We start from the raw sequence: 12215 nt of genomic DNA on the forward strand, positions 1-12215 counted from the left end.
GTGTTTTCCGCAAGCAAAAAGGTAAATTGCTTTCTCAATTTGCCTGTTTGCTAACTCATTCAGTTAATTCACATACTCTTGATTTAACATCACTCCTTATCTCAAGGCTTGCTGCCAATATTTTTTTGTAAAGCAGCAAGGCGTTCTCTCACTTTAGGCGCTCGAAATCCTAAAACAATATCCTGGGGTGCAATGCCACGCCCAACTAGTTCTCGATCGATGACAATTTCAGTGCTATTGTGCTGAATCCAGACTTTGCCCTCAATCAGGTCTAGTTGCATGGCACAACCATAGATGCGGTAGTCGTTGCGCCAACCATTGTGCATGACAAGATAGCGATCGCGCTGCTCGTCAAAAATCAACTGAGCTTCCGGATCGTCAGCGGCAAAATCTTGCAAGAGATCGCACACAATTTGGCGATATTGATTTACTCGCTCCATTGCTCGATCGCCTCCCGATCTGAATTATAAATAATCAACCGAACGTCATAGCGGTTTATTAGCGATCGCTTCCTCTGCCGCAAGGTAGATGTAAATATCGGCAACGCCATAGCGCAGGCGATAGGGGTCGTGGGTAATTATCCAGCCATCTTTTTGCAGTGCGAGCTTGACGGGATCGTGAAAAATGTCTTTAGCCATATTACCTAAACTGTCAAACTAATGGTAGCTTGACGGTAAAGGTTGCGCCTCGTCCTTCTCCCTCGCTTGCTGCTTCGATCGTACCGTGATGCAATTCAACCAAGTGACGGGCGATCGCCAAGCCAATTCCCACCCCTCCAGGAGAATGAGAGCTGGGTACTTCAGCTTGACTAAAGCGATCGAAAACCTGGGGGAGAAACGATTGTGCAATGCCAATCCCAGTATCGGTAACGGTAATTTGAGCAACAGAACCAAGGCGTTCCAGCCGGATGTTTACTCGTCCTCCTTTAGCTGTGAATTTGATCGCATTGGATAGCAAATTGATGATGATTTGTCGCAGGCGATCGGGATTGCCCAAAACAGAGATTTCTACACCGTCAGGTATCGTCTCGACCAGTTGAATTTGCTTTGCTTGGGTTGTTTCACGTAGCGTTGTCACAACTTCTTTAGTCAGGGTGACGAGATTGACTCTTTGAAGTTGTAATTGAAACTTTCCTGAGAGAATGCTAGAAATATCTAACAAATCTCTCACCAGTTTTGCCTCAACTGTGGCGTTGCGCTCGATCGTTGCCAATGCACGAGCCATCTTGGTTTGGTCAAAAGGTTTTGTTTGTAATAAGCGCGCCCAACCGAGAATCGCGGCAAGTGGGGCTTGCAGTTCGTGAGTTACGGTCATGAGAAACTCATTCTTGAGGCGGTTGGCGGATTGCTCCTGGCGCAGGCGTGACATTTGTAGTTGCGTCTCTACTCGCGCCACCAGTTCGCGGGCAGAGAAGGGTTTGATCAGGTAATCATCTGCCCCTGCTTCCAGTCCTTCGATCGTTGCTTCTTCTCCCGCCCGTGCTGATAGCAGAATAATCGGAATACTTTTGGTTGCAGGGTCAGCCCGCAGTGCCTCAAGTAGTTGGAACCCGTCCATCTCTGGCATCATCACATCACTCAGCACTAGATCGGGGAGTTGTTGTTGGATTAAGTTAAGGGCGATCGCGCCATTTGCTGCTGTTTCCACCTGAGCGCGTTGACTTAACAACCGCTTCAAATAGTCACGCATATCGGCGTTGTCATCTACCAGCAGAACGCAGGCTGGGGAGGCTGAGGGAGCTGAGGAGGCTGAGGGGGAAAGAGAGTTACCGTTCAATGGCTCTTCACTCCATCTGCTCCCCCTGCTCCCCCTGCTCTCTTCAGGTAGCCATTGCAACGCTTCTTCCACGTAGGGAGATGTCCCAAGAGCGGTTGAGGTCATGGTGCGAGTCGAGCCAATCTGTTGGGCAGGCAGATGGGCGCATCCGGTTGGAATAAATACGCTAAAGCAACTGCCTTCCCCCTCAACACTGCTAACCTTAACTGTTCCACCATGCAGTTTTACCAATTCCTCACAGAGCGATAAACCAATCCCCGATCCTTCAAATGTCCGTCCCTGCGCTCCTTTGACCCGATGGAATCGTTCAAACAGACGGGGAATTTCTGCGGCTGGAACACCAATGCCCGTGTCTTGTATCGCTAGCTCAACCCAATCGCCGACTTGATGCAGGCGAACGGTAATCGCACCTGTGAACGTGAATTTGAAAGCGTTTGAGATCAAATTGAGAACAATCTTTTCCCACATCTCGCGATCGACATACACTGGATCGGGCAGGGGAGGACAATCGACCACCAAGCGCAAGTTTGCCTTCTCGATGCAAGCGCGAAATACACTGGCTAATTCTGCGGTAAAGGTTGCCAAATCGGTCGGTTCGTAAACAGCAGATGTGCGATCGCTTTCAATCCGTGAGAAATCCAGGAGCGTATTCACTAGCTTTAGCAACCGCAACCCATTGCGCTGCATCACTTCAATGCGCTGTCGTTGATTGGGCGACAGCGGATCGTCTCGATCGGTTAACGCATCTTCGGCAGGACCCAACATCAAGGTGAGGGGTGTGCGAAATTCATGGCTAACATTGCTGAAGAACTCAGTTTTGGCGCGATCGAGTTCTGCTAATGCCTCTGCTCTCTGGCGTTCCTGCTCATAGCTGTGAGCCGTGGCGATCGAACTTTCCACCTGCTGAGCCACCAGTTCGAGGAATGAGCGATATTTGGCATTGAACTCAAGCCGGGGGCTAATTCCTGCCACCAGCAGACATTCCACCTGTTCTTTGTTGCTCGACAGAATCGGGAGAATGAAAGCAGAATGGGGACTTTCCCCCCACGGTTCGACCGGGAGCGATCCGAAGCGATCGACGACATCAGTAATCAGCAGCGATTCACGGCTCTGGAGAACGTCCCCCAGCGACCAGCAACTTGAGCGATCGGTCAAATCGATCTCTCTTGGCGCAGCGGCACTGTTTGCGGGCAGCCCGCTTAAAGCCACCCGTTCTGCCAAGTTACCACTGACCTGATAGAACAGGGCAAAGGGAATATCGTAAGGATCGAGCGCATCGGCAGCAGTGAGGTAGGCGGACAAGCGCGTTTTTGCCCCACTGACCGCCGTGGCTAGCTCTCGCAGCATCGTCAAGCGACGTTGACCAATCACTTGCTGAGTCGTCTCAGTCGTGGTTGCAAGGACTCCACCGATCTTGTCCGTCTCATCCCGAATGGGGCTATAGCAGTTAGTAAAATAGGTTTCTTCCAGGTAGCCAAAGCGCAAAAGAGGATTGAGCTGATCTTCCGCAAAAACGGCTACACCCGTATTCCTGACGCTCTCACACAGGGGTTTAAGCTGGTCATCCCAAACTTCTGACCACGTCTCGCGCACGGGTTGTCCCAGCGCCTTGGGGTGATATGCCCCATAAATAGCAATCATGGCATCGTTGTAAAGCTGGATGTCGTCCTCTCCCCAGAGAATGGTGTGGGCAAAGCGAGACGCGAGCATGGTGCTGACGGAGGTACGCAGGCTCTGCGACCAGTTCTCGACAGAACCTAATGGCGTGGTTGACCAGTCGTGCGATCGTATCAATGCACCCATCTCGCCCCCACCCGCAAAAATCGTCTCAGACAAAGAATTAGATTGGGCTTGGGGGGTCATTGTCGTGCCTTCTCCTGAATAAAAATGTTGATTTTTCAGCCAGTTGAACGAATCGCACTTGTGCTTGTGGAAGCGCGTCCAGCCAATCGAGTCACCATTTCAATCAACTCTGTAGGTTGAGCTAGCTTGTGCAGATGCGACTCAAATCCAGCTGCCAGTGCTTTTGAGCGATCCTCTTCTAGATAGGCGGTAAGCGCAGCCGCCGGAATATGCCATCCTTTCTTGGCTTCCAGTTGCCGCACTTTGCTAATCAAGCTATACCCATCCTCATAGGGCATCCGAATGTCGCTAACTAAAACATCGGGATGGAATTGCTCCATTGCCTCTAACGCTGCGGCGGCGGTTGCTACTGCCGTCACGCGAATGCCATGTGACTCCAAAACAGCGGTAACAAATTCGCGGGCATCGGCTTCGTCGTCCACCACAAGAACCTGTAAGTCGTCAAGGGCGTGTGGCAGTACGGTGAGGGGAGTAGTTACTTGGGCTGGGATATCTTCGCGGTTAAGTGCAAAGGCGGGTTGAGTAACAACCTGCTTGTACTCGCTAATGTCATGCACGCCAATTCGCAATGCCTCGATCGCACCAGCATCATCGAGGCATTGCGCCACTTTCAAAAGCGCTGCAAACGAGTTACCGCCTCTTGGGCATAGGTTTATCTCCCAATTTTGCACGTCACTGATAAAAGGAAGCTGGTTGAGAAGAGCGCGAAAGCTCATGCGATCGCTTTGTGCAATATAAACAGCGAGTGGTTTACCAACCAGATAGTTTTGTGGCACATGTAGTAGTGTAGCGATCGCCCGATTAGCTTTTAGGATGACTCCATTGCTATCGGTCACCAAATAAGCATCTGGGCTGAATTGAAACAAATCGTAATAATACTGACGCTCTTGCATCGCTTGTTGATTTTGCCCGAAAAGCTCCTCCTCAACGACGGCTGATGCTTCCAAACTCGTCTGCATCTCCTCGATATCCAGTTGGAGATTTTCCAGGGCAGCAGCAATCTCCTCTAGAGCTTCAGTCACCTTTTTTTGTAGCGGGGGAGATGACTGCATCATATAATTGTGCAGAACTGCTATCTGCTGATGAATTAGTTGAATATATCCTCTAAAGTTCTCGTCGCTCATGGATTGTATCTTAGCTTCCTCTTACCCGCTGACTTTCATGACTTATACAGTTTCTCAAGATTCTCACCCCAAGACAGCAGTAAAAAAGAACTTCAGCAGATAAAAATTTTTACTTCTGAGAATTGCTTGCTCAATTTACTATGATACAAGCACTCTTTAGACAGTGCGATACCTGTTTCCAATGCCAGCCAATCGGATTAGCGATCGCCCCCACTAACGCCTCTGGCTTTACTGGTTTGGCGATCTGAACTTGAAAGGAAGCGTAGCAAAAGAGTATTATCTTGCCAATTCTAACCTGCTGCTCCAGGGCAGATAGCACTGTTGCTTGCCATTGCTGCTTCCATTCTTGACTTTCCATCTTTGCCCTGAGATGACTGAAACCCTTGTAAATTAAACCTTTTCCATAGCCTTCCAAGCTATTGATGTGAGTTCGATTCTCGCTACCCGCTTTTTGAGTCAACCCCCTGAAACTCAATATTTTCAGGGGTTTTCAAGTTTTATCAGCTATAGAAGCCTACTCAAGGCAATACCCCACATACTCCAGAGTTGTCTACTATAGCAATCGTTTTCTCAGCAACCAAAATCCAAAACCAACGAGGACACCAATTGCAAGACTGAAACTGAAAGGGTAATTGCAGATGTCAGTTTTACTAAAAATATCTTTGCAATCTTTTACAGGCTCTTTTAGTAGAGATACTGTGGCTACACCAGCACCTACAACAGCGACAAACTCTTGAAAATTGCGATCGCGTGCGGCTTTTTCAACTTCTATATGACTGCGGATAGCGTTAATTGTATCTTTTAAAAGTTGCAACCCAAGTTGCATGTTCTCAATATCTTTAGTGAGTTGCAGTAGATATTTTTTGGTAGCTAGATCGCTAAAGTTTTCTAAAAAATCTAATCGGTCGCTTCGATTTGCTTTTTCTTTAATAAGATTCAAACGAGTTTGATAGTTGGATAAATTAATTTCAATAATTTTTTTTTGAAAGGAAAGTTTGAGTAAATCGATAGTGTATTGTTGAAGAATGTCACTAATATTGTTTAAAATTTTGCGAGAAATAGCAAAGTTTTGTTTTTTCTGCCAGTAGTCGCTTTGGTCGATAATCTTGCGATTTTCTTCAACTTTTTTATAGTGTTTAATCAAAGATTCTTTGACCAAACGGCTTTGCCGATAAGCCCAGGTGATTTTATTTCGATAGCAAAATAAACCCATCCAATCTGAATAAAATTCTGCCGCTTTTTCAGCGCTTTCTCGGTTGGAATAAATAGCAATAATGACATGGCGATCGCTACTTTCATTCCGATCCAGATTCCGCGATCCCAAAAATTCAAAAATACTGCTACCTAAAAAAGTACCGCTACTTTTTTGTTGGTAGTTATTGTCCTCAAATAAAGCATAATAACAATCTTGGGCAATATCTTCAGGATTTTGAAAGAAATCTTTGGATAGATAACCAGAAAGTAACCAGGTTTGTCCAATGGCTACTAGTTCTTTATGATGTCTGCTATCAATTTCAGTTTTGAGAGTTTTAAAACGTTTAGCTGGTTGAGGATCGGTTTGATTTTTAACAGAACAATCAATTTGTAAGCCATAAGTGTCATTAAGTCTGACAGGATAGTAGTATCCTTCTAATTCCTCATCGTTTGATTTGAAGTCAATTTGAGCTGGCTTCGTAAGTTTAGAATACTCAGTTTCACTGTCAGAATCGTCGATTTGAGTACCATCCGGCAATTGAGATAAAAAGGCTATTTTATTTTTTTGAGTTTCTTCATAAGTTGCATTGAGGGGAGTGTTTAAAGCATATATAAATAAATCGAGAGTAGGATAAATTAAATCGCTCATGAGGTGTTCGGAAGATAGACGTTAATTCACTTAGACTAGTCAATGCAAAAATTCTTTCACTTTCTCTAAAAAGCTAATGTTTTTAACTGTTTCTTCTGGTGCTTCAGAACTACCAACGACGATAACAACATTATTGATTTGACTTTCATAGCCGCTAGCTTCGGTTTTCGGCTTAAAGCCTTTAGTCATAGCAGTTCTACCCAAAGCATTGAGCTTATTAGTTTCAGCTTCATTAGGAAGTAAATTACTGGGCAGTTGTTTTATGTTATCCAATCGAGTTTTATAATATTGAAATGAACGATCTAATTCAGAATTAGCAGCAATCATCTCCAGTAAAAGTTTTTTAGTATAGTTTTCCCAAGCTTTTGGTTGAGTGTTTAATTGCTTCGCAACTTCTTTAAGTTTCTGCTTCTCTTGTTTGCTCAGGGAAGTTTTTAAGTCTTGAAACGCCAAGAGAAATGCTATTACAGTACTGTCAGTCTTGTTTTGCATAGGTTTCAACCTTAAACTCACTACTGCTGAATGTAAACAAACCTAAGCTCTGCGATTACTGAAAAATCCTGGTTAAATAAATGTTATCGAATCTATGTTCGCGTAAGAGATTATTTTATGATATTTTGCAAGTATAAAACAGTTCTTTGGATTTAAGCTGTATACTTTATAACTAGTAATAAAATACCTTTGAATTGACTTATAGCGATTCTCGTTATAATGCGATACATTCGTAGGGGCGCACAGCTGTGCGCCCCTACAGATCTTGTATTTCATCGAATTGAAAAAGGCTATAGATGCCTGTTTCATCAATCGTGGATTGGAATTGAAAGATCGATTAGCACAGCAATTGTTGCTATTTCCTCAGTATTTTTATGCTCGATCGGTGTTAATAATCTAACTTTGATATAACATTCTTCGCATAAAAAATAAGTAAGCCTTACCCACTCTACGTGCTAATTTTTACAAATTAAACGAAACTTTTAGATCGCTTCATTATCTCGATTTAGTATAAACGATCGCATAGTTTTAACTTTGCAAAGTTTTAACAAATTTTTAATCTAAAAATTGCAGGATTTGCAACCGATTTTTCTGTAAAACTTAAGTTAACTAGTGAAGAATATTTCTAATTTGTGGTGTGTAATATTGTCAGGGGCGATCGCCGCTAGCTTCAACAACTGTTCCAATCATTAGCGAAGTAGGAAAATGGCATCTGAATGGACAGCTCAAGTTATTGGGATTAATTACTATCCAGATTTTAGCAAACTGAAACCGCTAACAGCAGCAACACAGGATGCGAAAAAAATTGCGGAAAAGATAGAACAATACGGTTATAGAACCTTTCGCGTTCAGCGTTTACCAGAAACCTCAAATCAAAAAGGAGAGAGTCAAAACGATCTTCAAGCAGTTGTCAAGGCGAAAGAACTGCGAGAAGCAATTACAAATCTCTTCAATCCTCCTCCGCCAAACCCACCCGCTGAAACAGCTTTGTTCTTCTTTTCAGGACATGGATGGTATCACACTATTAATGGGAAAAGAGAAGTCTTTTTAGCGACTAGCGATGCATTTCCTGAAGAAAAAATCTATGGTATATCTCTGAGATGGTTGGGAAAACAATTGCAAAAAAGTCAAGTTAAGCGAGTCATTGTTTGGCTAGATTGCTGCTATAGCGGTGAATTGATCGGATATATTCCCACAGACAAAGATTACTGTTTAATTACTGCCACTCGTTCCTATGAAACTGGAGTAGAAATTCCTCACGAACAGGGATTGTTGACACAAGCATTACTTGAAGGATTGAATCCCGAAAACGATCCAGATGGGATTGTAAATAGCCACAAATTAGCAGATTCTATCGAAAAGCGCATGGCGCAAACAAGTCAGCGTCCCTTAATTGCTAATTCTCAACGAGCAATTCTGCTAACGACTGGATTACCTAAAAAAAGCTTTCAGGATAAATGTCCTTATCGTTCCCTGTCGTATTTTAGCGAGAATAAAGAAGATGCAGAGGTCTTTTACGGACGGGAAGCATTGACAAAGCAGTTAATTCAAAAGCTAGGAAATAAACAGCGCTTAATCACTGTATTAGGAGCTTCTGGGAGTGGAAAATCATCTTTGTTACGGGCTGGATTACTCTATGGATTGAAGCTAGGACAGGAAATTCCAGGGAGCGATCGCTGGATGTATATTACTCCATTTACCCCTAAAGAAACTCCTCTTAAAAGTTTATTGGCTGCTTTTTCGCGCTCGTTTCCCGACCTTTCCTTGTCTCAAAATGCAACGGTAAATATTTTTCATCAGACGGTAGAGAAGTTAAAAGTACTAAATACACCTACCGTCTTGATTATCGATCAATTTGAAGAATGCTTTACCATGTGCGATGAAAGCAAACAGAAAGAATTCTTTAAATATTTGAGAGAATTAATTGATAGTGTAGATACAATTTGTATTTTAATTGGGATGCGATCGGATTTTCGGGCAAGACTGCGAGAATATCCCCAAGTAGCTGAAAAGATTGATAAACATTTCATTGTCGAACATTTGAACTCTCAGGAAATTGAAGCAGCTATTACTAAACCTGCCGATTTGGTAGGAGTAGGCATAGAAGGAGAGTTAAAACGCAAACTGATTGACGATGTTGAGGATTATCCTGGAAGTTTGCCTCTGCTGCAATATACCCTGACAGAATTATGGCGCGAGTCGAGACAGCAAGGAGAAAAGTTTCTTTATCTAAAAACTTATGAGGGTTTAGGTGGGATTGAGGGAACGTTACAAAAACGTGCAGATGAAATCTACAACAGTCTCTTAGCTGAAGAAAAAACTGTGGCGCGGCGAATTTTTCTAGAATTGACTCAGATGGGAGAAACCACGGATACAAGGCGGCGCGCGCGTTTACAAGAGATGGCTAATTCCCATCATTCCCTCGAACTGCTGCAACAAGTTAGCGAGAAGTTAGCCGATAAAGATGCACGGTTAATTACAAAAACGGATGATGAAGAATCCCATGATGTGATTTTAGATGTCGTCCATGAAGCTTTGCTCCGCCACTGGACGCAGTTAAATGAGTGGAAAAGAGAATATCAAAACGCGATCGCGATCGAACGCAGAATTGAAGCCTCTGCACAGGAATGGCAGGAAAATGAACGTAAACCAGAATACTTACTTCAAGAAACGAGATTAGGGTGGGCAGAAGAGTATTTAGAAAAATATAGTTCATTAGGGATGTTGGATGGACTAGCAGAAGAGTATATTGAAGAGAGTCAAAAACTGCGCGATCGCCTACATCAACAAGAGAAAGAAAGCAGACGACGAGAATTAGAAACAGCACGACAACTAGCACAATTCCAAAAAGAGGCACGTCAACAAGCAGAACAACGTGCAGAAGAACAAGCTAAGACCAATAAAAAGCTTCGGAGTAGGGCAGTTGGTTTGGGAGTTGTATCTGTATTAGCTGTAGTTGCCGCAGGAAGTAATATGGTTTTTTGGCAGAATGCTAAGAGGCAGGCAACCAATGCCGAATTAGGTGAAAAAGTTACCACAATAGATAATTTACTAACGACAAAGCCTGTAGAGCGATTAGTTCTCGCCATTCAAGCTACTGGTCAAAGTTTATCAGAGCTGAACAGAGTAACAGCTGCCGTTGAATCTAGTTTATTGCAAGTTGTCCAAACCGACATCAGAGAACGAAATCGGTTAAGTTCGGGTTGGGCTACTGCTATTAGTCCCGATGGCGCGACAATTGTTACAGGTAGCTCAGACGGGAATTTACAATTATGGGATCGTAAAGGAAAAGCGATCGGCAAACCTTTTGTCGGACATACAGATTCTGTCCAGTCGGTCGCTTTTAGTCCTGATGGCAAGTCGATTGTCAGTGGTAGTAGGGACAGCAGCGTGCGCTTATGGGATCTGCAAGGACAACCGATCGGCAAACCGTTTGAAGGACATACGGGTTTTGTCTACTCAGTTGCTTTTAGTCCCGACGGCAAGTCGATTGTCAGTGGTAGTGGTGATAGCAGCGTGCGCTTATGGGATCTGCAAGGACAACCGATCGGCAAACCGTTTGAAGGGCATAAGGGTTTTGTCTACTCAGTCGGCTTTAGTCCCGATGGTAAATCTATTGTTAGTGGCAGTGGTGACAACACCCTGCGCTTATGGAATTTGCAAGGACAAGCGATCGGCAAACCTTTTGTCGGACATAGAAGTTTTGTCCAGTCAGTCGGCTTTAGTCCCGATGGTAAATCTATTGTTAGTGGCAGTGGTGACAATACCCTGCGCTTGTGGAATTTGCAAGGAAAAGCAATTGGCAAACCGTTTATCGGACATACAAATTATGTTTTGTCAGTTACCTTTAGTCCCGACGGTAAGTCGATTGTCAGTGGTAGCGATGACAACAGCGTGCGCTTATGGAATTTACAAGGACAACCAATTGGCAAACCACTTGTCGGGCATACACAGCGTGTCTACTCAGTTGCCTTTAGTCCCGACGGCAAGTCGATTGTCAGTGGCAGCGACGACAACAGCGTGCGTTTATGGGATCTGCAAGGACAACCGATCGGCAAATCTTTTGTCGCATATACCAATTCTGTCTGGTCAGTCGGCTTTAGTCCCGATGGTAAATCTATTGCTAGTGGTAGTGGTGACAACAGCGTGCGCTTGTGGAATTTGCAAGGACAACCCATCGGCAAACCGTTTGTCGGACACACAAATTCTGTCTGGTCAGTTGCCTTTAGTCCTGATGGCAAGTTAATTGTCAGTGGTAGTAATGACAACACCCTACGTTTGTGGAATTTGCAAGGACAACCGATCGGCAAACCGTTTGTCGGACATACAAATTATGTCAACTCAGTCGGCTTTAGTCCCGATGGCAAGTTAATTGTCAGTGGTAGTGGTGACAACACCCTACGCTTGTGGAATTTACAAGGAAAAGCGATTGGCAAACCGTTTGTCGGACATACAAATTATGTTTTGTCAGTCGCCTTTAGTCCTGACGGCAAGTTTATTGCTAGTGGTAGTGATGACAACAGCGTGCGCTTGTGGAATTTGCAAGGACAACCGATCGGCAAACCGTTTATCGGACATACAAATTCTGTCTGGTCAGTCGGCTTTAGTCCCGATGGCAAGTTGATTGTCAGTGGCAGTGATGACAACACCCTACGCTTGTGGAATTTGCAAGGGCAACCGATTGGTAAACCGTTTGTCGGACATACGGATTCTGTTTTCTCAGTTGCTTTTAGTCCCGATGGCAAGTCGATTGTCAGTGGTAGTCGGGACAACACCTTACGCTTATGGGATTTGCAAGGGCAACTCACGAGCATTCTTCAAGGACATGAGAATACAATATTCTCAGTCGCCTTCAGTTCCAATGGTAGGTACATTGTCAGTGGTAGTCAGGACAACACTTTGCGGTTGTGGGATCGAGAGCTTAAGGTCGAACAGTTACTTAAAATAGCATGTAACCAACTGCACGAACATACTCTGCTTGTTAAAGATAAAGTTGCTGGCGATACTTGTCTCAAATGGGGTGGCTGGAACGATCGCCAGAAAGACGAATTTCAGGCAAGGCGCGATCGGCTTAGCGAGCGATCGCTTGAAGATCGATAAAATTACGATCGCCCTAC

At 44.4% G+C, this 12215-nt stretch carries 7 protein-coding genes and 1 pseudogene; 1 reads left to right on the top strand and 7 read right to left on the bottom strand.

Annotation, left to right across the window (positions count from 1 at the left end; translation table 11 throughout):
• Nucleotides 1-101: 101 nt before the first annotated feature.
• The 7 genes and pseudogenes from CHRO_RS09990 to CHRO_RS10020 all read right to left on the bottom strand — a co-directional run bounded on the left by CHRO_RS09990 (nucleotide 102) and on the right by CHRO_RS10020 (nucleotide 7098).
• The gene (locus CHRO_RS09990; RefSeq protein WP_015154082.1) at nucleotides 102-440 is read right to left on the bottom strand and encodes a XisI protein; all 339 of its coding nucleotides are present in this window, start codon (nucleotides 438-440) and stop codon (nucleotides 102-104) included.
• 60 nt (nucleotides 441-500) lie between these two features.
• Nucleotides 501-638 (bottom strand): annotated as a pseudogene (locus tag CHRO_RS09995) (element excision factor XisH family protein); the annotation flags it as partial.
• Between the two features lie 13 nt (nucleotides 639-651).
• Entirely contained in the window at nucleotides 652-3639 is a 2988-nt protein-coding gene (locus CHRO_RS10000) for an ATP-binding protein (RefSeq protein WP_015154084.1), read from the bottom strand.
• Nucleotides 3640-3674: 35 nt separating this feature from the next.
• Entirely contained in the window at nucleotides 3675-4763 is a 1089-nt protein-coding gene (locus tag CHRO_RS10005; RefSeq protein ID WP_015154085.1) for a response regulator, read from the bottom strand.
• Between the two features lie 130 nt (nucleotides 4764-4893).
• Nucleotides 4894-5238 (bottom strand): hypothetical protein, encoded by a 345-nt coding sequence (locus CHRO_RS10010; RefSeq protein WP_181824303.1) that lies wholly within the window; start codon nucleotides 5236-5238, stop codon nucleotides 4894-4896.
• 78 nt (nucleotides 5239-5316) lie between these two features.
• A complete protein-coding gene (locus CHRO_RS10015) occupies nucleotides 5317-6606 on the bottom strand; it encodes a hypothetical protein (RefSeq protein ID WP_015154086.1) in 1290 nt (429 codons plus the stop codon).
• Nucleotides 6607-6645: 39 nt separating this feature from the next.
• A complete protein-coding gene (locus tag CHRO_RS10020; protein ID WP_015154087.1) occupies nucleotides 6646-7098 on the bottom strand; it encodes a hypothetical protein in 453 nt (150 codons plus the stop codon).
• 705 nt (nucleotides 7099-7803) lie between these two features.
• Between CHRO_RS10020 and CHRO_RS29560 the strand changes: the two genes are divergently transcribed.
• Nucleotides 7804-12198 carry an nSTAND1 domain-containing NTPase gene (locus tag CHRO_RS29560; protein ID WP_015154088.1) on the top strand — a complete coding sequence of 1465 codons (4395 nt, stop codon included), beginning with the start codon at nucleotides 7804-7806 and terminating at the stop codon, nucleotides 12196-12198.
• The last annotated feature ends 17 nt before the right edge of the window (nucleotides 12199-12215 follow it).

This window comes from Chroococcidiopsis thermalis PCC 7203, assembly GCF_000317125.1.
GTDB lineage: Bacteria > Cyanobacteriota > Cyanobacteriia > Cyanobacteriales > Chroococcidiopsidaceae > Chroococcidiopsis > Chroococcidiopsis thermalis.

Bases quoted from the DNA above. Each gene is read 5' to 3' on its own strand.
- CHRO_RS10000 (WP_015154084.1), bottom strand. From the start codon at position 3,639: ATGACCCCCCAAGCCCAATCTAATTCTTTGTCTGAGACGATTTTTGCG.
- CHRO_RS10005 (WP_015154085.1), bottom strand. From the start codon at position 4,763: ATGAGCGACGAGAACTTTAGAGGATATATTCAACTAATTCATCAGCAG.
- CHRO_RS10015 (WP_015154086.1), bottom strand. From the start codon at position 6,606: ATGAGCGATTTAATTTATCCTACTCTCGATTTATTTATATATGCTTTA.
- CHRO_RS09990 (WP_015154082.1), bottom strand. From the start codon at position 440: ATGGAGCGAGTAAATCAATATCGCCAAATTGTGTGCGATCTCTTGCAA.
- CHRO_RS29560 (WP_015154088.1), top strand. From the start codon at position 7,804: ATGGCATCTGAATGGACAGCTCAAGTTATTGGGATTAATTACTATCCA.
- CHRO_RS10020 (WP_015154087.1), bottom strand. From the start codon at position 7,098: ATGCAAAACAAGACTGACAGTACTGTAATAGCATTTCTCTTGGCGTTT.